The 21,764-nt window shown below is 70.2% G+C and carries 16 protein-coding genes; 11 read left to right on the top strand and 5 right to left on the bottom strand.

Going from position 1 to position 21,764, the window contains the following annotated elements; genetic code table 11:
* Window positions 1–269: 269 nt before the first annotated feature.
* Entirely contained in the window at window positions 270–557 is a 288-nt protein-coding gene (locus ACFWV8_RS02670) for a hypothetical protein (protein ID WP_384197321.1), read from the top strand.
* A 354-nt stretch (window positions 558–911) separates the two neighbouring features.
* On the opposite strand, the gene ACFWV8_RS02665 is transcribed toward ACFWV8_RS02670, so the two are convergent.
* Window positions 912–1,502, bottom strand: coding sequence for a GNAT family N-acetyltransferase (locus ACFWV8_RS02665; RefSeq protein WP_384197319.1), 591 nt, complete (start codon window positions 1,500–1,502; stop codon window positions 912–914).
* Complete coding sequence (locus tag ACFWV8_RS02660; RefSeq protein WP_384197317.1) at window positions 1,499–3,415, bottom strand: SMI1/KNR4 family protein; 1,917 nt, start codon at window positions 3,413–3,415, stop codon at window positions 1,499–1,501. Before ACFWV8_RS02660 ends, ACFWV8_RS02665 begins: the two co-directional genes overlap by 4 nt.
* Before the next feature lie 131 nt (window positions 3,416–3,546).
* Here ACFWV8_RS02660 and ACFWV8_RS02655 point away from each other — a divergent pair, with 131 nt between their 5' ends.
* The 4 genes from ACFWV8_RS02655 to ACFWV8_RS02640 all read left to right on the top strand — a co-directional run bounded on the left by ACFWV8_RS02655 (window position 3,547) and on the right by ACFWV8_RS02640 (window position 11,908).
* Window positions 3,547–4,380: a hypothetical protein gene (locus ACFWV8_RS02655; protein WP_384197315.1), complete on the top strand. Its 834-nt coding sequence runs from the start codon at window positions 3,547–3,549 to the stop codon at window positions 4,378–4,380.
* A 304-nt stretch (window positions 4,381–4,684) separates the two neighbouring features.
* Entirely contained in the window at window positions 4,685–6,454 is a 1,770-nt protein-coding gene (locus ACFWV8_RS02650) for a ThuA domain-containing protein (RefSeq protein ID WP_384197313.1), read from the top strand.
* 112 nt (window positions 6,455–6,566) lie between these two features.
* The gene (locus ACFWV8_RS02645; RefSeq protein ID WP_384197311.1) at window positions 6,567–9,110 is read left to right on the top strand and encodes a PQQ-dependent sugar dehydrogenase; all 2,544 of its coding nucleotides are present in this window, start codon (window positions 6,567–6,569) and stop codon (window positions 9,108–9,110) included.
* Between the two features lie 113 nt (window positions 9,111–9,223).
* On the top strand, window positions 9,224–11,908 hold the full coding sequence (locus tag ACFWV8_RS02640; RefSeq protein WP_384197309.1) for a glycoside hydrolase family 95-like protein: 2,685 nt from the start codon (window positions 9,224–9,226) through the stop codon (window positions 11,906–11,908).
* 73 nt (window positions 11,909–11,981) lie between these two features.
* Here ACFWV8_RS02640 and ACFWV8_RS02635 read toward each other — a convergent pair whose 3' ends face one another.
* Window positions 11,982–13,262 carry a hypothetical protein gene (locus tag ACFWV8_RS02635; protein ID WP_384197307.1) on the bottom strand — a complete coding sequence of 427 codons (1,281 nt, stop codon included), beginning with the start codon at window positions 13,260–13,262 and terminating at the stop codon, window positions 11,982–11,984.
* A 259-nt stretch (window positions 13,263–13,521) separates the two neighbouring features.
* Here ACFWV8_RS02635 and ACFWV8_RS02630 point away from each other — a divergent pair, with 259 nt between their 5' ends.
* Window positions 13,522–14,622: an exo-alpha-sialidase gene (locus tag ACFWV8_RS02630; protein WP_384197305.1), complete on the top strand. Its 1,101-nt coding sequence runs from the start codon at window positions 13,522–13,524 to the stop codon at window positions 14,620–14,622.
* Window positions 14,623–14,638: 16 nt separating this feature from the next.
* Here ACFWV8_RS02630 and ACFWV8_RS02625 read toward each other — a convergent pair whose 3' ends face one another.
* Together ACFWV8_RS02625 and ACFWV8_RS02620 are read right to left on the bottom strand one after the other, a co-directional pair.
* Window positions 14,639–15,298, bottom strand: a complete 660-nt coding sequence (locus tag ACFWV8_RS02625; protein WP_384197303.1) for a response regulator — start codon at window positions 15,296–15,298, stop codon at window positions 14,639–14,641.
* Window positions 15,286–16,581: a sensor histidine kinase gene (locus ACFWV8_RS02620; protein WP_384197302.1), complete on the bottom strand. Its 1,296-nt coding sequence runs from the start codon at window positions 16,579–16,581 to the stop codon at window positions 15,286–15,288. The genes ACFWV8_RS02625 and ACFWV8_RS02620 overlap by 13 nt, the downstream gene beginning before the upstream one ends.
* A gap of 181 nt (window positions 16,582–16,762) precedes the next feature.
* Here ACFWV8_RS02620 and ACFWV8_RS02615 point away from each other — a divergent pair, with 181 nt between their 5' ends.
* The 5 genes from ACFWV8_RS02615 (at window position 16,763) to ACFWV8_RS02595 (ending at window position 21,701) form a co-directional block, all read left to right on the top strand.
* A complete protein-coding gene (locus ACFWV8_RS02615; RefSeq protein ID WP_384197301.1) occupies window positions 16,763–17,005 on the top strand; it encodes a hypothetical protein in 243 nt (80 codons plus the stop codon).
* 5 nt (window positions 17,006–17,010) lie between these two features.
* Window positions 17,011–17,838 carry an ABC transporter ATP-binding protein gene (locus ACFWV8_RS02610; RefSeq protein ID WP_384197299.1) on the top strand — a complete coding sequence of 276 codons (828 nt, stop codon included), beginning with the start codon at window positions 17,011–17,013 and terminating at the stop codon, window positions 17,836–17,838.
* A gap of 2 nt (window positions 17,839–17,840) precedes the next feature.
* Window positions 17,841–20,435: an FtsX-like permease family protein gene (locus tag ACFWV8_RS02605; protein WP_384197297.1), complete on the top strand. Its 2,595-nt coding sequence runs from the start codon at window positions 17,841–17,843 to the stop codon at window positions 20,433–20,435.
* A 247-nt stretch (window positions 20,436–20,682) separates the two neighbouring features.
* The gene (locus ACFWV8_RS02600; RefSeq protein ID WP_384197295.1) at window positions 20,683–21,237 is read left to right on the top strand and encodes a hypothetical protein; all 555 of its coding nucleotides are present in this window, start codon (window positions 20,683–20,685) and stop codon (window positions 21,235–21,237) included.
* Window positions 21,238–21,257: 20 nt separating this feature from the next.
* Window positions 21,258–21,701, top strand: a complete 444-nt coding sequence (locus ACFWV8_RS02595) for a hypothetical protein (protein ID WP_384197294.1) — start codon at window positions 21,258–21,260, stop codon at window positions 21,699–21,701.
* The last annotated feature ends 63 nt before the right edge of the window (window positions 21,702–21,764 follow it).

The raw sequence follows: 21,764 nt of genomic DNA, 5'->3' as shown, positions 1-21,764 counted from the left end.
GTGGGTACGGACGTCTCCTGGCGCGCGGGTCAGACGGACGCGACGGCCAGGAGGGCCCGGAAAGTTCGGTCGCGGCACATCGGGCTCCACCTCCTCGCGATACGTAGTGCGCCGGACTGTACAGGAGCGGTCGGACCCTGTCCCCGGGATATCTGGGCGGAGGGCTCCCGCTTCCCCCAAACCCCGTCTGGCCAGGGGCGATTGTCAGTGGGGGGCGGTAGAATTGTAAGTGTTCGTGAGGGTTCCACCACTGTGCCGGGAGGTCGCTGATGGCCGTTGCCACTATCACGACGAAGCTCTTCGACATCACACAGCCAGCCGCCGAGTCCGTGCAGCGCAAGCCACTGCCCGCGGGACAGCCCCGTGAGTGGTACGAGACCCACAACCGCCGTCTGAAGGCCATGCGCCTCGCCATCGCCCTGCTCGACTCGGGCGTGTATCACCCGTCGAACGCGAACAACCGGAGGATCCGTTCGACGGCGGCGCTGATAGGCATCCACCCGCCGTCGGACACGACGTGCCGCATGGTGCGCGCCCTGATCCGCTACGGTCGCTGACGGCCGGGAAGCCCGAGAAGCCCGAGTACAGCCACACCGCAGGGCGCCCGCCCCCGCCGATCAGACGGCAGGGGCGGGCGCCGTGCCGTCTCTGGCGCGCTCGACGCCAACACCGCCGACGGCTCAGGCGGCGGGGGCCTTTGCCGCTTGACCGGTCCAGGCGCCACCCGGGCGGCGCGGACGCCTCGCGGTTGGCGGTGCCGGCCATCCAGAGCAGGCAGAACAGATCCTCGCCGGTGAAGCCGGGGTGGAGGGAGCCTTCCTGGTGGGCCTGGCCGACCAGGTCGTGACCGAGGAAACTGGAGACCGCGCAGGTCTCGACCAGGGCGGTCGCCTCGGGGAAGCGCCACGTGATCACCGGCTTGGCGTTGTCCGTTGTGCCGATGTTTCCCGAGGCCGGAGGAGGCCGCGCAGCCATCTCACCTCGCCGTCGTGCCACTCGTCGGTGGGCTCCAGACCGGCGTTGCGGGCGACGGCGTTCGATGCCGTGTGGTCGGGGTGGACGTAGGCCGCGATCTCGCGCACCGCCGTGCGCCGTTCGAGCCAGCCGACCAGCCCGCGTGCCGCCTCGGTGGCGATGCCCCGGCCCTGCGTGGCGGTCCCCACCACCCAGGCGATGTCCGCGACGAGCCATGGCTCGGTCCCGGGACCGGCCGGGCTGATCGTCGCCTGGACCGTGCCCGTCAACTTGCCCTGGCCACAGCCCTCTTCGCCCTCCCGGAGCCGGACGACCCAGTTGCACCAGGAGACAGCGGGATCGGAGGGCCCGGCGGTCATGCGCGCGTAGCGCGAGGCCAACTCCTCGGCGGTCGCCGGCTCGCCCCCGATGAAGCGGTGCAGCGCCGGGTCGGACAGCACCACGGCCATCTCCCGTGCGTGCTCGACCTGTTGCGGCACCAGCAGCAGCCGCTCGGTGCCGATGACTTCGGCCTTGATACGCGTCACTGTTCGCTCCGGGGCGCCGGAGTACGGTGCCGTACGAATACCAGCCGGTGCTCGCCCGGACCTGGCGGCCTGATCCACGGCTCGGTCATGACCGCGTGCAACCGCCCGTGCTGGACCGCGAAGCGCGGCAGCGAGAGCCCGAAGGTGTCCGCGACAGCGGTGAGTATGCGCCGCTCACCCGCCCGCTTGTCCGCGCCCTCCTTGCCCTCGGGGAAGAAGAGGCGCGGATCGAGCTCCTCCGGAACGTCCCCCCTCCGGTCCGTCACCCCGCCGCGCGCGGTGAAGCCGTAGCGCTCCTGGCCGTCCTCGCAGTAGGAGAGGTGGAAGGTGTCCGGGAACGCCTTGGACGTCTCGCCCTGAATCTCGCACCACACCAGCACCGACCGGCCGCCGCCCCGTGAAGCCTTCTCTCCCATCGGACTTACGCGCTTCGGCTGGAACGTCTCCGTGCCGTCCCTGAACGCGAAGCTCCAGCGGGCCCCGCTCCCCTCGCGACCCTCCGCCCCGCAGAAGCCGACCCGCTCCGGTACGCCCCGCGCCATGCCGTGCCAGGGGCGCGTCTCCGTCTGGTTGTGCGGGGGCAACAGCGAATCGCCGCCCAGCCGTTCGGCCAGCTCCCGCGGAGAGAGCCCCTCGGCGAGCACGAAACGGTACGAGTGCTGACGCCGCGTGGGATCGGCCAGCCAGGCGAGCCCGTCAGGCACTGTCTCTTCGAGAGGACCCACCGGCCCGGCGTGCGCCGCCCGCCCCGCGCCCCGTGGTGTCAAAAGGACCCGTCGCCCGCGCTCCGGTGTGATGACCGGCCCCAGGATCGGATCGGCGAGCAGCCCTATCGGGGCGAGGTGATCGTCCTCGTACGGCTCCCATTCGGCCAGCGCCGCCTCCACCGTGCGCCAGGCGCGGTCGGTGTCACCCCAGCGCGCCTGCTCACGCGCCGCGACGACCGCCTCGCCGAACGGGCCCGGCGACTCGTACTCCCAACCGCGCTCACGGATCCGCTCCAGCAGCTCCGCGCCCTCAGCCCGGTCGCCCTCTTCGAGCGTCCTCAGGAACCAGCCCCCGTCCTTCCCGCTCCGGAGGTCCTCCAGCGCGGCCAGCGGCACGAACTCCTTCCCGGCCAGCGGGTCTTCGAGCCTGCCCGCCGCTCCGTAGTACTCGCTGCGGCCGAGCATCGACATCAGCTGGACATACAGCTTCCGGGCGCGCGGTCTGCCGTGTCTCATCGCCTCGGCCAGCGTCTCCACCTGCCGGTCGACGTCCTCCCCGGACAGACAGGCGACGCGCGCCCGCTCCAAGGACGCGTCGAGTGCGCGAGTCGTGTCGTTGACGAAGCCGGGGTGCGCGCCGTTGTCGCCGTGGAACTCCACATACTTCTCCCGCATGAACGCGCCGAACGACTCGTACCTGTCCGGATACTCGCCCGAGTAGCCCCGGTAGATGTAGAGCGCCCATTCCCCCTCGTCGTTCACATCGCCGGGGTCGAGCAGGGCATCGGTCATGTCCGAGTCGACGGAGAGCTGAAGGGCCCTGCTCCACATCCCCGCCACCAGGACCTCCTGCGCCGAGGAGTGCTCGGCCAGCGATTTCTCGTAGCTCTCCTGGAAGCCGAAGTGATCCCTGTGCCAGTGGATCCCCTCGCTCGTCCCCAGCAGATAGATCCCACCGCCTGCCCGCCGCCAGCCGTCGGACACCGCCAGAAACGAGCGGTACGACGGCGGCAGCGTGACACCGAGCCGCCGCTCCAGCGCGGTGATCCGCCCCTCGTCCAACGGCGGAAATCCGAGCCCCGCCTCGACCATCTCTTCGAACCGGCCCTCTTCCCCGTCCTCCTCCGCCTCCTCCCTCGTACTCGGCGCGGCTGCCCACTCCGCGTTCCACCGCTCCAGGAAAGGTCCCCACCCCAAGATCTCCATGTCACTCATAGTGACACCGACCACTGACAATCGAAGGACCCTCAGCCGAGCCACCGACCCGCCTGTCACCACGGACCGACCACCGACCACCGACCACGGGGTTGTCAGTGGCAGGTGCCAGAATCTTCATCATGTCTCTCGCCGACCTGACTTTCGACCGCTGGCGCGCCCTGGACAGGGACACCGCGCACCACCACGCGCGAGAAGCCGCACAGCGGGTGGACGGGCGACTTGTCGACTTCGACGCCGGCCCGCACCTGGGCGGTTCTCTGTATCGCGCGGTGATCGAGCGCGAGGGACAGCGGTTCGCCCTGATACCCGGCGGCGAGGTGCGGGTGGGGTTCGACCTGGACGCCTGGCGGCCGTTGCCGGAACAGCTCGACTCGTACCGGACCGAGAGCCTGGCCGGCGGGTTCGGTTTCGACGACGACCTTGTCGACCATCTCGCGCGGTATCTCACGCCGAGGCGTTCGGTCACGGTGCCGACCGTACTGATGGCGGTGGAGCCGGAGGAACTGCCCCAGGAGAGCGGATCCGTCGCGGAATCCCTCGCGGAGCGTGGTCTGCGGCTGCCCGGTCCGGATGAGTGGGAACACGCCTGCGGGGCGGGCGCGGAGACACTGTTCCGCTGGGGGTCCGCCTGCCCGCTCGACCTGTACCCGTACGGCGAGGACAGCGCGGCCGAAGGTGACCACGACCGCCCGGCCGACCTCCGGCACCGGCCGAACGGCTTCGGGCTGCACATAGCCCGGGACGTCTACGAGTCGGAGGTGACGTCCGATCCGGGATCGGTCTACGGCGGTGACGGCGGCGAGGCGCTCTGCGGTGGCTACGGCGCCTTCGTCAGCTGGCTGCCCCTGGCGACCGCCAACCGCAACCCCGGTATGGCCGAATTCATCAACGGCCCCGAGGGCGAGGACATGAGCGACGAGTTCGGTGTCCGTCCCGTTCTCGACCTCCGCTGAACGGGGCGCATGTCCCGCCCAGGTCGGCCATGACCCTCCACCGTGCGAAGATCCGATCATTCGTGCTGGCCGATTCCCGTACCCCGCACCGCCGTTGAGGGCTGTCCTCGCCAGGGGAGAGGCCGAGGAGCGTTCAAGGGGGACATTTTGTCATGGAGGAAAACTAATCTTCGGATAGTTCAGCGCCGACCCTTGACCCCCCTAGACCTCCGATGTTCACTACGCCTGACGATGCCGCCGCCTCGTCGCCAATCACCGCTTCGCTCAGCCAGCGCCCTCGCGCGCCCCGAGAGAGGACCGGATAGTGCGCACTGTGTCCCGCGCCCTGATCGCGCTCGTCCTGGCGGCCATGTCGCTCGTCGCCGTACCGCAGGCCCCGCCCGCCGAGGCTGCGCCCGCCTCGGACGCCGGCCCGGCCGCGGCCAAGGCCAAGCCCCCCGCTCCCGCCGCCCCCCTCACCAAGGTCCTGGTCTTCTCCAAGACCGCCGGATTCCGGCACTCGTCCATTCCGGCCGGGATCGCCGCGGTTCAACGGCTCGGTACGGCCAACGGGTTCACCGTCACCGTCACGGAGGACGCCGGCGCGTTCACCGCCGCCAACCTCGCGCAGTACCAAGCGGTGGTCTGGCTCTCCACCACAGGCGACGTGCTCAACTCCGCGCAGCAGGCGGCCTTCGAGTCGTACGTCGCGAGCGGCGGCGGTTACGTCGGCGTGCACGCCGCTGCCGACACCGAGTACGACTGGCCCTGGTACGGCGGGCTCGTCGGCGCGTACTTCGCCTCCCACCCCGCCACCCAGCGGGCCACCGTCAAGGTCGAGGACCGCGCGTCCGTCTCCACCTCGCATCTGCCGCAGCGCTGGACCCGTACCGACGAGTGGTACAACTACCGCGCCAACCCGCGCTCGGCGGTGAAGGTGCTCGCCAGCCTGGACGAGACCTCGTACTCCGGCGGCACCATGGGCGACCATCCGATCACCTGGTGCCAGGACTACCGGGGCGGCCGTTCCTGGTACACCGGCCTCGGCCACACCGAGGAGTCGTACGCGGACCCCGCCTTCACCACCATGCTCCTCGGCGGCATCCAGACCGCCGCCCGCGCCAAGGCCGCCGACTGCCGCCCGGAGACCGGCTACACGCCGCTGTTCGACGGCAGCCAGGCGAGCCTCGACAAGTGGCGGCAGGCGGGCGCCGGCAGTTTCAGCCTCGCCGACGGCACGCTCTCATCGGTCGGCGGCATGGGCCTGCTCTGGTATCCGGTGACCCCGTTCGCCAACTACTCGCTCAAGGCCGACTGGATGATGCCGGGCGACGACAACGGCGGTGTCTTCATCGGCTTCCCCGACCCGCAGGGCGACCCCTGGAAGCCGGTCGACCTCGGCCACGAGATCCAGATCGACGCCTCCGACGGTGACCCGACCCGTACCACCGGGAGCGTCTACAGCTTCCAGGCTCCCGACACGGCGGCGCGGGCGGCGGCGCTCAACCCGCCCGGGACCTGGAACAGTTACGAGGTCGCGGTCCACGGCCGGCACGTCGAGATCTGGCTCAACGGTGTGAAGATCAACGACTACACCAGCAACCGTGACATCGCGCTGGGCCACATCGGCCTCCAGAACGACGGCGCGGGCCTGGACATCAACTACCGCGACGTCCGCATCAAGCAGGACGGCGCGCCGGCCACCGATCTCGCGCGGGGCAAACCCGTCACGGTCACCAGCGTCGAGCCCGGCAGCACCCACGTGGGCGCCAACGCGGTGGACGGTGACTCCGCCACCCGCTGGGGCAGCGCCTACTCCGACCCGCAGTCGATCACCGTCGACCTCGGCGGCGTCCACACACTCCAGCGGGTCCGGCTCAACTGGGAGACCGCCCACGCCTCCGCGTACACGGTCCAGACGTCGACGGACAACGTCACCTGGCGCACCGTCAGCACGGTCACGGCGGGCGACGGCGGTCTCGACGACATCGCCGTGAGCGGCACCGGACGGTACGTACGGGTCCACGGGACCACACGAGCGACGCAGTACGGCTACTCCCTCTGGGACCTGGCCGTGTACGGCACCACTCGGTAAGCGGTCACCACACGATCGACCCCGCCCGGACGACCTGGGGCGTGACAGCACGTCTGTCGCGCCCCGGGCCGTCGGGGCGCCCCCACACCCGCGAACGGCCCCTGGAGGTTCCGTGTTGTCGCGCGCTGTCGCCCACCTCACCGCCCTGTTAACCCTGACCGCACTTCTGCTCGCGCCCAGTGCCGTGGCGGCCGACCCGGAGGCCGGGCAGAGACCCGCCGCCGCAGGGGCCGAAGCGAGGGACCGGAAAGCCGCCGCCCCGCCGCCCACCAGCGGCTTCGAGAAGGTCAAGCTCGACGGCGGTCTCGGCATGGGCGAGCCGATCGAGCTCGCCGTACTGCCCGACGGCAAGGTCCTCTACATCAACCGCGGCACCAGCGCCGCCGGTGGCCAGGTCCGGCTCTACAACCCGGCCACCAGGTCCACGACGGTCGCGCTGACCATCCCGCTGGACGCGCGCTTCGAGGACGGGCTGATCGGCATCACCCTGCACCCGAAGTTCGCCACCACCGGCTGGGTGATGCTGTTCTACTCGCCCAAGAGCACCCCGCTGGTGAACCGGATATCCCGCTTCACCTTCAACCAGAGCACCAACACGATCGCCCCGGCCAGCGAAGACATGATCATCGAGTGGCCGACCGAGCGCGAGATGTGCTGCCACTCGGCCGGCTCCATGTCCTGGGACACGGCGGGCAACCTCTACTTCGCCGTCGGCGACAACACCAACTCCGGTGGCGACGCGCAGGGCATGGCCCCGATCGACGAACGCCCGTCCCGGCACGCCCAGTTCGACGCCCAGCGCACCTCGGGCAACGCGAACGATCTGCGCGGCAAGATCAACCGTATCCATCCGGAGGACAACGGCACGTACACCGTCCCCGACGGCAACCTCTTCACCAAGGGCACTGCGGGCACCCGCCCCGAGGTCTATGTGATGGGCGTACGAAACCCCTACCGCGTCTGGGTCGACAGACGCGCGAACAACACCCTGTACTGGGGCGAGGTCGGCCCCGACGCCGGAGCGACCATTCCCGCGCGCGGCCCGGCGGCGTACGACGAGTTCAACCGGGCCACCGGCCCCGGCAACTACGGCTGGCCCTACTGCGGCGGTCCCAACACGGCGTACAACGACTGGGACTTCGCGGCCAACCAGCCGCGCGGCTGGTTCCCCTGCGGCGGCGGCACCGGCCCCGTCAACAACTCCCCGCGCAACACCGGCATCCAGCAACTGCCGCCCACCAAGCCGTCATTGGTGTGGGAGCAGCACGGCGGCAGCAAGGAGTGGCCACAGCTCGACAACCCCGGCGGCTGCGGTTCGCCCAACCACACCGAGGTCTACCACTACGACGCGAATCTCAACTCCGACGTCAAGTGGCCGCAGTACTACGACAACAAGCTGCTGATCTCCGAGTACTGCCGTAACTGGATCAAGGAAGTGCAGTTCAGCGACGGTAACGCGTCCACCGGTACGCCGACGGCGATCGAACCGGTCCTGGACGGCATGAAGCTCGTCCACCCGATCGACATGGAGTTCGGCCCGGACGGCTCGCTGTATCTCCTCGAATACGGCAGCGGCTACTTCTCGGGCGCCGAGGACGCCGGCCTCTACAAGATCAACTACGTACAGGGCGGCCGGTCACCCCTCGCCAAGGCCTCCGTGAACAAGGACAACGGACTCGCGCCGCTGGCGGTGACCTTCTCCAGCGCGGGCAGCGGCGATCCCGACAACAACCCGCTCACCTACGCGTGGGACTTCACCGACAACGGCAGCACCGACTCCACCGCCGCCAACCCGTCCTTCACGTATCCCTCGAACGGCAGCTTCCAGGCGAGACTCACCGTCAGCGACGGCACCGGCCGCACCGGCACCGCGACGATCCCGGTCGTCGTCGGCAACGACCGCCCCACGCTGACGATTTCGCAGCCACCGGCGGGCGGCGCCTTCGAGTGGAACGAGAACGTCACCGTCACCGCGTCGGCGACCGACCCGCAGGACGGCCCGATCGACTGCTCGAAGGTGATCGTACGGATCGCCCTGGGCCACCAGGAGCACGCGCACGAGGTCGCCGAAGGCACCGGATGCTCCACGACCTTCAACACCGGGCCGATCCACTCCGGCCTCGACGCCACGCAGTTCTACGTGGTGCGGGCGAGCTACACGGACAAGGGCGCGGCCGGCACCGTGGCGCTGACCGGGGAGAAGGAGCTCAGCCTCTGGCCCAAGAAGTGGCAGGCGGAGCACTTCGCGCAGCTGTCCGGCCCCCAGGTCATCACGGCCGCAGGGGCCGAGGGCGGCAAACGCCTGGGTGATGTGCAGAACAACGAGTGGGTCAAGTACCACCCGGTGAGCCTCAAGGGCGTCACCGGCATCAGGGCCCGGGTCTCCTCCGACAAGGCGGGGAACGTGGCGACCTTCCGGTACGACTCCGTCACCGGACCGGTGGTCGGGCGGGTGACCGTGCCCAACACCGGCGGCTGGGAGACGTACACCGAGGTCAACGTGCCTGTCACGAACGCCGTGGAGCAGCCGCGTGATCTCTTCGTGGTCTTCACCGGCGGCTCCGGCGCCATTCTCGACCTCGACAGCTACACCTTCACCGGGCCCGGCATCAGCCGTCCCGGCTCCATGACCGCCCGTGGGAGTGATGCACAGTGACCACCGCGAGATCCGACCGACCGGTGAGACCGGCCGCGACGCACCCACGCGGCAGAACACCCGGGAGAACACGCGCCGCGCGTCTGCTGGGCGCGCTCCTCGTCCTCGTCTGCATGGTGAGCGGCCTCTCGGGCGTCTCACCGGCCGTCGCCGCACCCACCGACGCCGCCTTCAACTCCTCGACCGGCGCGCTGAACGTGGACTACGCGAAGTACATGTCCAAGCACGACATCGTCTACAACAGGCCGACCACCGAGCCCAAGCACGGCCTGACGGTCGGCAACGGCCGTACCGGCGCGATGGCCTGGCAGAACAACGGCTTCAACATGCAGGTGTCCGGAGTGGACACCTCGCAGCAGACCGCCTTCGGTGCCGGGCTGATCAATCTGTCCACCACCCCTGCCATGGACAGCGGTTACTCCACCTTCCAGCAGCGCCTCTCCCTCTATGACGGCACCCTCACCACCACGTACGACAACAACCGCACCGTCACGGTGATGGGCAGGCCCAACTCCGAGGTCATGGGCATCCATGTGGAGGACACCCGCTCCGGAGTCTCCGCGGTCAACCTCGATCTGAGCCTCTGGGACGTCGCCGGGCTCGGCAACAGCGGCGACGTGCCGAACATCGAGACCTGGCGCACGGTGTCCACGTACGCGGACTCCACCGGCGCCGGACTCAGCCGGGGCCAGGCGGACCCGCAGAACTTCGGCTACACCCTCGGCGCGACCGTGGAGGGCGCCGCGTACACCGCGCGCGTCGTCGACGGCCGCAAGGTGCGGCTCTCGATCACCCCGGACTCCAGCTACACCATCTGGTTCACCGCGAGCACCCGTCTCAACGCGCCGAGCCACAACTCGGTCGCCGAGGCCAAGCGCGCGCTCGCCGAGGTCAAGGCCGCCGGATACACCGCCACCAACAACAGCTACCTCAACTGGTGGCACGCGTTCTGGCAGAAGTCGTTCGTCCAGTACTCCAACGGGTCCCGCGAAGCGGACTACATGGAGAACGTCTACTACCTCTCCACCTACATGATCGCGGCGGCCGGATACGGAAACTATCCCGCCCACTTCATCAACGGCGTCTTCAGGGCCACCGGTGACGCCACGAAATGGAGCAACGCGTACTGGTACTGGAATCAACGGGACATCTACAACTCGTTCCTGGCCTCCAACCACACCGATCTCATGGCCGGGTTCAACAAGCTCTACAGCCGCAATTTCGACGCGCTGAAGGCGTACACCAGAACCCGGTACAACGTGGACGGCATCTGGGTGCCGGAGACGATGGGCTGGGACGGCAACGCGCGCGGTACGGTCAACAGCGACTTCACCAACCAGATCTGGTCGACCGGCACCGAGGCCGCGTACAACATGTACCTCCAGTACACGTACACGAACGACACCAACTACCTGCGGAACACGGCCTATCCGTTCATGCGCGAGGTCGCCAAGTTCTACCAGGCGAAGCTGTCGTTCAACAGCTCGACCGGCAAATACTACGTGGCCACGTCCCACGCGCACGAGACGTACTGGAACGTGCCGAACGCGATCACCGACCTGGCCGCCGTGCGTACCCTGTTCCCGCTCGCCATCAAGGCGAGCAACCAGCTGGGCCTGGACGCCGGCTTGCGTCCGCAGTGGCAGAACATCCTGGACAACCTGATCGCGTATCCCTCCGACACGAACGCGAACACCTATCTGCCGCACACGCCCCCGATCGCGCAGACGCGTAACAACGAGAACGTCGCGGCCGAACTGATCTGGCCCTACGACCTCACCGGGATCGGCTATCCCGACCAGCAGAAGGCGATCAACACCTGGAACGTCAGGCCTTTCCCGTACGGAAACGTATGGGCCAACGACGCGATCCAGGCCGCCCGGCTCGGGCTGGGAAATCAGACGCTCCAGGGTCTCAAGACCATGCTCCAGAAGTATCAGAACTACCCGAACGGCATGACCAGCAACACCAACGGCGTCTTCGAGTATCTCGGCGTACATCTGGCCGCGACGAACGAGTCGCTGCTCCAGTCGTACAACGACAAGATCCGGGTCTTTCCCGCCGTCCCCACCGATTCCACCTTCGTCGGCAAGTTCAGGCTGCTGGCCAAGGGCGGATTCATGGTGAGTTCGGAAAGGGAGGCCGGTGAGGTCAAGTACATAGGGCTGAAGAGCCAGTTCGGCAATGCCGCCCGCGTCGTCAATCCGTGGGGCACCCAGGAGGTCAGGGTCCGCAGGACCTCCGACAACGCCGTCGTGACGACATCCAGCAGCGCCGAGATCACCTTCAACACCGGGACGAACGAGGTGTATGTCGTCGAGCGGACCGCCAAGCCGCTCAACTCGTACAGCCAGACGCAGCTCACGGGCACCGCGAACCAGGGCATGAAGTCCCTGGCGGGCACCAGCTCCACGCTGGGGTCGAACGCCACGTCCGACCCGATGGTGAACAACACCGCGCTGACGTACGACAACAACTGGCATCTCACCAACAGCCGCGGCTACGGCGACTTCAACGACGACACCCACCACAGCACCACGGTGGACGCCGTCGCGTCATACACGTTCACCGGCACCGGGATCCAGTATCTGTCCGAACGCAACGGGGACATGGGGACGGTCGACGTCTATCTCGACAACGTCTTCCAGGCGACGGTGAATCTGAGAGCCGAAGGGGCGAGACAGGTCCAGCAGGTCGTGTGGCAGAAACAGGGGCTCACCCGTGGCTCGCACACGATCAGGATCGTGAACCGCAGTACATCGGTGGGGATGGTGGACGCGCTCCGCATCACCGCCTGACCGGCCCCGGCCCCTGTGGCCGGCCATGACCGTGGCCCCGCGCGGAGGACGCCGTGCGGGGCCACACCGTGATCTACTCGCGGCCTGCCGCCCTCCTCCGGTACCGGCGCGGCAGGGCGGGCAGCCACGGCGCGGCGCCGAGGAGCAGCAGGACCGTCAGAAGCGGGAGACGCCACCAGGGCGAGAGGTGCGCGGGCGGCGGTTCTCCCGGCTCGGCCACCCACGGCCGCGCCGTCTTGGACCACGCCACGAACGCGTCGCCGATCGGGAGCAGCCCGAAGGCGTACCGCTTGGTCCACGGCGTGCTGACCGGCATCCCCAGCAACTCCCCGTAGTTCGCGATCCCTTCGGCCAGCGACGCGTCGCCCGCCACCTGGGCCGCGCCGAGCGTGACGACCGTCGCCGACAGACTCACACCGAGCGGCAGCGGCCCGGAGTCGACATCCGCGGGGCCGTCCATGCCTTCGGGATACTCGCGCGTCGTGGGTCCGAGACCGAGCGGGGTGACGACATAACGGTCCCGGAAGAGCGTGTACTGCTCACGGGCGAAGGCCGGGTCTATCTCGACCAGGAACCGCTGGATGATGCTCTGCGAGCTGCCTCTGGCCACCTCCACAGGAGCTCCGGTGCCGGGGGAGACACGGTGCGGCAGCAGTCCTGTACGGGGGTCGAGGCGCTGCCGCACTCCGTCGAGCCACCGCTCCACGGTGCCGGCGAACCGGGCGGGCAGCAGCGTGTCGTGCAGCCGCAGCGAGGCCACGGCGACGGTCGAGTCGACCGGCCACGCCTGCCCCGGATACGCCGTCAGGTACGGCGACTCGGCGCCGTCGAACGCCGCCCCGAGGGAGGCCGAATCCGCCGCGAACCGCCGCACCCGCGCGGCGTCGCGCTCGCCGTCCGGCCGCAGCATGAGCGTGCCGCCGCGCAGCCAGTTGGTCCAGCCCCGGTAGAACACGCCGTACGACGGGGTCAGTTCGGCACTGAACGCGGCACGCCCGGCATCCGAGTCCAGTCGCCCCAGCGCCCACTCCGCCTCCCGCACCGCCTCGTCGCGCACCTCACCGGCGGGCTCCCGCATCCCCAACTCGACCCAGCTCAGGCCGTACAGCGCGTGCAGGAAGAAGTACCCCTCCGGAAACTGCTGTTGGGCCTCGTCCCCGGCGCCCTCGTTCAGTGCCCCGCGTATGAAGGCCAGTTGACCGCGTACCCCGGCGGGCTCACCGTCCACCCCACCGGTGGCTGGCACCATCAGCCGCACAGCCCCGACCAGCGCGCACCCACTGACGAGCACGGCGACGACGACGCGTATCCAACGGAGCACCTGTCGCGTGGCGACCGATCTCTGGCCTGACATCCGATGATCGTAAGCGCCGCGTGTGGGCGCCCTTTCCTGTTCACCTCGCCGATGTGTGCCGTTCCCGGTGGTGAAGGTTCGGCGGGCTGGGCTGGGAGAGATGAGAAGTCGTGTGGTGGGGTGGGCGGGGCGGCTGGTCGTTGCGGGGATCGGAATGGTGATCGCGGGGTGTCAGATGGGATCGGGAACCGACTCCGGGGCGAACGGGACGAACGGGGCCGACGGAGCGCGGACGGCGGGGGAGTGTGGTGCCGTTGATGTGTTCGTGTCCGGGGAGGGCGGCTACGACACGTTCCGGATCCCGGCCGTGGTGGCGGTGAAGGAGCCTGGTTCCGGGCGGCAGGTGCTGGTCGCGTTCGCCGAGGGGCGGCGGCTGGGGAAGGCCGACCACGGCGATGTGGACGTGGTGCGGCGGCGTTCGTACGACGGCGGATGCACCTGGTCCGAGCTGCGGCCGGTCGCGGACTCCGGGCAGGACACGCTGGGCAACCCCGTGCCCGTTGCTGTCGGCGACAGCGGGCGTCTGGTGCTGCTGACCACGCGCAACGGCGGCGACGCCACCGAGTCCGCCATCATGACGGGCCAGGCCGCCCCCGAGGACGGCCGCCGGGTGTACGTGCAGGTGAGCACGGACGCGGGCGCCGGCTGGTCCGCGCCGCGTGAGATCACCGGGCAGGTCAAGCGGGACGGCTGGCGCTGGTACGCCACCGGCCCCGGCCACGGCGTCGAGCTGACCGCCGGCCCCGGCGCGGGCCGTCTCGTCGTCGGCGCCAACCACTCCGTGGCCCCGGCGGACGGCAGTACGGACACGGGAGCCGAGCCCAGCCACTACGCCGGGCACTCCCTGCTCAGCGACGACGGCGGGGAGACCTGGCGGATCGGTTACGTCGACCCGGCGGACGAGGGCACCCTCCATGTGAACGAGACCGCTGTCGCCCAACTCCCCGACGGGACCGTCTACTTCAACGCCCGGGACCAGAAGGGCAGCGCCCCCGGCAACCGGGTCCACGCCTGGAGCCGCGACGGCGGAGCCACGCTCGACAGCCCCTTCGATGCGGCCGAAGGCATCACCGCGCCGCCCGTGCAGGGCAGCCTCCTCCAGGTCACCGGCCGGGCCGGGGCCCCGCTGCTGATGGCCTCACCCGCCGACCCCCGCGACCGGGCGTGGATGACGGTGCGTGCGAGCCACGACGGCGGCGCGACCTGGTCCACCGGATACCGGCTCTCCGACGCCAAGGCCGCCTACTCCGACCTCGTACAGCTGGACGGCGAACACGTCGGGATCCTGTACGAGACGGGGACGGCCACCGCGTACGAGGCCATCCGCTTCACCCCGCTCCCGCTCACCTCACTGACCTGACGAGGCGCGTGGGGCGTCAGCCGCGGCGGCGGACGTCGTCGAGATAGCGCAGCACCGCGGCCACCCGCCGGTCCATCTGGTCGGTGGGCGACAGGTCGAGCTTGGCGAAGATGCTGCGGATGTGTTTGTGGACGGCGCCGTCCGTGACGAAGAGCTTCCCGGCGATGGCCGAGTTGCCCAGCCCCTCGGCCATCAGGGCGAGAACGTCGCGTTCCCGGGGACTGAGCCGTTCCAGACGCGTGTCGTCGCGGCTGCGCGTGAAGAGCTGCGCGACGACGTCGGGGTCGATCGCGGTCCCGCCGTCCGCCACGCGGCGCAGCGCGTCCAGGAACTCCTCGACGCGGCCGACCCGCTCCTTCAGGAGATACCCGAGGCCGGTGACGCCGCCGCTGAGCAGATCCGTGGCGAAGCTCTGCTCGACGTACGCGGACAGGACGAGCACGGCCAGGTCGGGGCGGCGGCGCCGGGCCTCGACCGCGGCGACGATCCCCTCGTCGGTGTGTGTCGGCGGCATCCGTACGTCGAGGATCGCGACATCCGGCTTGTGCTCGTCGATGGCGTCGAGGATCCCGTCGGCGGTCCCGGCCGTGGCCACCACGTCCAGACCTTCCGCGCGCAGCAGCAGGGCGAGCCCTTCCCGCAGCAGCGGGTCGTCCTCGGCTATCACGATCCGCATGGGAGCTCCACCTCGATGGTCGTGGGGCCGCCGGGAGGGCTGGCCACGGTGAGAGTGCCGTCGTGCGCGGCGATACGGCGGCGGATGCCGATGAGGCCGGATCCGGCGTTCTCGTCAGCGCCGCCCCGGCCGTTGTCGCTGACGCTCAGGCGCAGCTTGCCGCCACCGCCGCGCACCGTGACGCCGGCCTGCTCGGCACCGCTGTGTTTGGCGATGTTGGTCAGCGCCTCAGCCACCACGAAGTAGGCGGTCGCCTCGACGGACGCCGCGCGCCGCTCGGGCGCCTCGACATCGATCCGGCAGGGGACCGGACAGGACGCGGCGAGCCCGGCGAGCGCGCCTTCGAGCCCGCGGTCGGTCAGTACGGGCGGCAGGATGCCGCGGGCGACCGAGCGCAGCTCGGCCAGCGCCTGCTCGGCGGAACTCTGGGCGCGTTCGAGGAGCTCGTCCGCGCCGGCCGGATCGCGGGCGACCATGCGCCGCGCGGCTCCGAGCAGCACGGTGACGGTGACGAGCCGGTTCTGGGTGCCGTCGTGCAACGAGCGTTCGATGCGCCGCAGTTCGGTGGCGTGTGCGTCCAGGGCGGCGGCCCGGGTGGCGGTGAGCTCCGCGATCCGCAGCGACAGGTCCGCGTCGGGTCCGGCGGACAGCAGCCGTCGGCCCGGCTGCGCCTGGAGCCTGGCCATCCCCGGTGTGAGCCCCATGATGATGGCGATCCACCCCAGTCCCAGCAGCGCGACGGCGACTACGTCGGACCAGCCGTGCGCGACCCCCAGCCCGATGGAGGTGCTGGTGGCGCCGTCGGGCATCAGCCGCCAGTAGAGGGGGAAGGTGCTGTCGCGGATCGCGCAGAGCGGCAGCAGTACGCCGATCAGCCCCAGGAACAGCCCGGCCGTGGCGTGGCGGACGAGCCAGCTCAGCTCGCGGCGGGTGGTGGGGTCCGTGAGGGCGGGACGGAGCTGGGTGGGGGCGGGGCCGGGGCCGACCAGTTCGGGGCCCCAGCGGTTCAGCCTGCCGCGTTCGCGGTTGGCGACGGAGTGCAGGAGGCGCAGCCCGAGGGGTGCCATGAGCAGTCCGACGCCGACCAGGGCGGTCACGGCGGAGACGGCCAGCCAGACGAGGGTGAAGAACGCGAGCAGGGCCGTACCGAACCCGCCCGCGAGCCTTTCGAGCGCGACGAGGGCGGCGGCGCCGGCCCGGACGACGATGTCCCGGACGCCGGTCCCGGCGTCGGCGGCCTCGGGACCGGCGGCCCCGTCGAGTGTGCTGCGTTGGGTCGGCATGCACCCCTCCTTCGGCAGCGACCATATGCGGCCCGCCGAGCCGGTCGCCAGCCGGACGGCCGATGAGTACAGCAGGCTGTACCAACGACTGGGGAGCAGGCGGGCTCGGCCGCACGGGGTGCCGATTCATAGCGTCGGTGACGACAGCGCGACACCACCGAGCGGGAAGAGGAAAACCCTCATGACCCACACCGACCCCTACCGTCCCAGCGGCTCGGCCGGGAGCCACGACGAGTCGAGTACCGAGGCCACCGGGGCCGGAGTGGTACGCACCCTGCTCTGGCTGGTGCTGGTCATCAGCGCGGTCGGCAACATGGTCGCCTCGTACAGCGGCTCCGGTACGCCGGTCCACCTCGTGTGCGGTGCCATCACCGCACTCTGCGTGACGGCGCTCGTCGCCCAGCGCCTGCGGGGCCGGCGATGAGGGCGATGAGGGCGCCCACCGGGAGGGCCGAGAAGCGCGTGGCGAACACCGGCTTCGGCCAGCCACCGGGGCAGGGGCAGGCGTATGGACGGGACCAGGGTTACGGCCAGGGCCACGCACCCGCCATCGCGCTGGTGAACCTCGGCAAGACGTACCCGGGCGGAGTGACCGCCCTGCAGGACGTGTCACTGACCGTGGAACGCGGCACGTTCCTCGCCGTGATGGGACCGTCCGGGTCCGGCAAGAGCACCCTGATGCACTGCGCCGCCGGGCTCGACGCGCCGACCGGCGGAAGCGTGCGGATCGACGGCCAGGAGATCGGCGGTCTCGACGAGAACCGCCGCACCGAACTGCGCCGCGAACGCCTCGGGTTCGTCTTCCAGTCCTACAACCTCGTCCCGTCCCTCAGCGTCGCGGACAACATCACCCTGCCCCTGCGCCTGGCGGGGCGGGCCCCGGACCGGGAGTGGCTGCACACCCTGACGGAGCGGGTGGGGCTGTCCGACCGACTGAGCCACCGGCCCGCCGAACTCTCCGGCGGACAGCAGCAACGCGCCGCGATCGTACGGGCGTTGGTCGCCAAACCGGCCGTCGTGTTCGCCGACGAGCCGACCGGTGCGCTGGATCTGCGCAGCGCCCACGGGGTGCTGAACCTGCTGCGTGAGCTCGTCGACGAGCTCGGTCAGACGGTGGTGATGGTCACGCACGACCCGGCCGCCGCCGCGCAGGCGCACGAGGCGCTGGTGATGGCGGACGGCCGTGTCGTGGACACCCTGCTCGCGCCGACCGCTCCCCAACTGGCCGCCCGGCTCGTCGCGTTGGGAGAGAACTGATCATGCTCCGTCTCGCGGTACAGATGGCCGGGCACCGGATCAGCGCTCTGCTGGCCGTGGTGTGCGCGGTGCTCGGCGGCGCGGCGCTGATCACCGGCACGGGCGTCCTGACGGAGTCGGGACTCCGTTCCCACCTGCCGCCCGGCCGGCTCGGCGGCGCCGACGTCGTGGTGTCGGCCGACCAGACCTTCCGGAGCGGCCCGGACCTGCCGCTGGCGCTGCCGGAACGCGGTACCGTACCCGCGACGCTGGTCGAGCGGCTGGCCCAACTGCCGGGTGTGACCGCCGCGGTGGGGGACATCAGCTTCCCCGTCGGGCTGCTCGACGCCCGTGGGCGGGCGGTGCCCGTCGATGACCCCAGGACGGCCGGACACAACTGGTCCTCTCTCGGGCTGCTGGCCGGCGGTCCGGACGTGGAGGGCGGGAAGCCGGCCGGTTCCGGCGAGATCGCCGTGGACAGGGACATCGCCGCCGCCGCGGGTGTGAAGCCCGGCAGTGAGGTCCGCGTGGTCGCGGCCGGCCGCGCAGCCGCCGACTACCGCGTCTCGGCGGTGATAGACGCGCCGGGCGCCGGTGTCCTCTTCGCCGACCGGACCGCCGCCCAACTGGCCGGCGACGAGGGCGGATTCCGGTCCGGGACGGTGGACCTGATCGGCCTCCGTACGGAGCCGGGCGCCACCGACACGGTCGCGGCGGCCGTACGCGCCGAACTCCGCGACGCCGCGCCGCGCCACCCCGAGCAGCGGGACGAGAAGTCCCAACTGCCCGCCCCCGAACTGGTGGTGGCCACCGGCTCCGACCGCGGTGACCTCGCGGCCCCCGACACGGTGGCCGCACGGTCCCTGCTGATCCTGCTCTCCTCGTCGCTCGCGGGCATCATCCTGCTGATCACCGGATTCGTCATGGCCGGCGCGCTGGGCGTGGCCATCGCCGGGCAGCGACGCGAACTGGCCCTGATGCGCGCCGTCGGCGCGACCCCGAAGCAGATCCGCCGCCTCGCCGCCGACCAGGCCACCGTCATCGCCGCCCTGGCGCTCGTACCCGGCATACCCCTCGGCTATCTGCTGGCCGGCCAGTTCCGGAGCATGCTCGTCGAGCGCGGCGTACTCCCGGAGGCGCTCCCGCTGACATACAGCCCGCTTCCCGCCCTGGCCACCATTCTCCTGCTGGCCCTGGCAGTTCAGGTGTCCGCCCGGGGGGCAGCCCGGCGCACGTCCCGTATGCCCGCCACCGAAGCCGTCGCCGAGTCGCGCAGCGAACCGCGTAACCCCTCACCGCTGCGGACCCGCGCCGGCCTGCTGCTCGTCGTCGCCGCGACCACCCTCTCGGTGGTGCCGCTGCTCTCACGCACCGCGCTCGGCGCGACCGCGACCTCCATCGCCGGCATCATCGCGGCGATCGGCCTCGCCATGGCCGGCCCCGCCCTGGTCCGGAGCGTCAGCGACACGCTGGCCCGGCGTCTGCCGGCCGGTGCCTCGCCCGCCACGTGGCTGGCGATGTCCAACGTCCGCGGCTACGCCATCCGTATCGCCGGCGTCGTCAGCACCCTCGCCATGGCGGTCGTCTTCACCCTGACCTACACCCTCGCCCAGACCACGGTGCTGACCGCGACCACGAACGACGTCCGCGCCGGCACCCTCGCCCAGGAACGCCTGACCGCGCCGGGCCTCGGCGGAATGCCCGAGGGCACGCTCGCCGCCGTACGGGACACATCGGGCGTACGGGAGGCGGCTCCCGTCACCACCACCACCGTCCTCTGGCCGTACGAGCAACTGGGCGACCCCGTCGTCGAGTCCGCGTCCGCGATGATCCTCGACCCCGCCGCGCCGGGCGTGCTCGACCTCGGCGTACGCTCCGGCAGCCTGGCCCGGCTCACCGGCGACACGGTCGCGGTCGGCAGTGATGTCGCCACCTCGCGCGACGCGAACGTCGGGCAGCGGATCAGTCTGATCCTCGGCGACGGCACGCGTGTCACCCCGCGAGTGGTCGCCGTCTACGACCGCGGCCTCGGTTTCGGCCCCGTCGTCGTCTCCCGCGATCTCGCGATCGACCACACCACCACCCGCCTCGACCAGAGCATCCTCATCCGCACCGACGACTCCGCGACGGCCCACGACAACCTCGCCGCCCTGGCCGCCGCCCGCCCCGGTCTCTCGCTCGAACCCGCCGACACCACCGGCGCCGGGCTGAGCGACGCGCCGCCCGAGGTCTGGGTGAACCTCGCCACCATCGCCGTACTCCTCGGCTACCTCCTCCTCTCCATCGCCAACAAGCTCACCGCCACCACGGCCCAACGCCGCACCGAGATCGCCACGTTGCGGCTCAACGGGACCACCCCGCGCCAGATCCGCGCCATGATGCGGCGCGAAGCCGCGCTGATCGCCACCGCCGCGCTCGTCGCCGGCCTGGCCGTCTCCGCGATCCCGCTCGCCCTCCTGGGCAGCGGCTTCCTCGGCCGGCCCTGGCCGGCGGGTCCGGTCTGGCTGCTTCCGGCGATCGCGCTCACGATCGTGACCATCGCCTTCCTCACGATCGAACTCCCCACCCGCCAGGCGCTCCGCACCTCACCGGCCGACGCGCTCGCCAACCGCGAGTAGCGCACCGGGACATCGGGCCGGCCGCCGGGCGGGACGCCGGGCGCCGGCCCTTGTCACCTGTTCGCGTGACATGCCTTTCTCCGGGCCGTCACGTAATCTTCGGTACCGGACCGCCCCGGGGGAATTTCGGGAGCAATTCGAGGTCCGAGACAAGCGCTGAGAGTCAACGGGGGCAGTCTGCCCATCTCTCAGACGCGGGGGCCTGCCCGTACTGGCAATGGCCCGGAATTCAGAAGGTGGAACAGAATTGATCAGAATCCGAAAAGGGCGCGCGAAGTCGATCGCCGCGGCCGGAGTCGTTCTGGCCGGCCTGCTCGGCGGTGTTCTCGTCGGCGCGCCGTCCGCGGTCGCCGAATCGGGGGACGAAGCGGGCCCTCTTGGCAGGTGCGACCGGGTCTGGGTGAAGAACGTCTACGGCTACAAGTCCAAGCACCACGGCAAGGGTCCTGTCTACAAGGACGGGCGCGGCGGGACGATAACCGTCGAGAAGATCAAGGCAGGTGAATTCGAGACCTCGGTCAGCGGCACGGTCGGGGTCACCGCGAAGGCCGCTGTCGCCGAAGCGAAGGCGGAGGTCAGCGCGGGCGCCGCCGTCAAGACCTCGTGGAACACCAAGCACAGCTACTCGCACAAGATCTCGCGTAACAAGTACGGCAACGTGCAGTACGGATCGTGGGGGCACACCGCCCGCGTGGAGAAGTACCTCACGCTCCCCAACTGCAAGAAGTCGCAGCGCAAGACCGGGACCGCGAAGATATCGAACTCCAAGCAGGGATTCCGGTACTGGGAGACCAGTTCCTGATGCGGCGGACGGTGGCGTTCTTGGCAGCCGCGGCCCTTTTTTCCACGGTCGCGGCCTGCGCCAACGGCGAGGAAACGCGGGGTGCCCCCTCCGACACCCCATCGCCCGCGGTGCCCAAGGCGCCACCGGCGCTGTCCACGCCCGACGTGGAGATGGGGTTCACGGAGATCCTGTCCGAAGGACCCACGCGTGGCAGTGATGAGTTCAGCCCGGTGCGGCTCGATAAGGGCGTCACCTGGATTTCGCTCAACTGCGTGGCCGATTCGGGATCGCCGATGGTGGACGTCGTCGTCGATACCGTGGCGACTTTCTCAACTGACTGCAAGAGCGGGGAAGTCAGCTACTACGCACATGAACTCAACCTCTCCAAGCCACGCAAGGGCCAGGTCTCGATCAAGGCGCCGGACACGGTGCGGTGGACGATGAATGTCCAGGTCCCCGAGTCCGGCGAAACGCGACCGTAGTCGGCGCCCCCCGGCCCGCCGCGGTCCGACGCAACAGCCGCCGCGCACCGGCGGTCTACACAG

This window comes from Streptomyces sp. NPDC058665 (assembly GCF_042714995.1).
In the GTDB taxonomy this organism is placed as follows: Bacteria; Actinomycetota; Actinomycetes; order Streptomycetales; family Streptomycetaceae; genus Streptomyces.
Note: the sequence above shows the minus strand (reverse complement) of the source record. Positions and strands in the feature narration are given on the sequence as shown.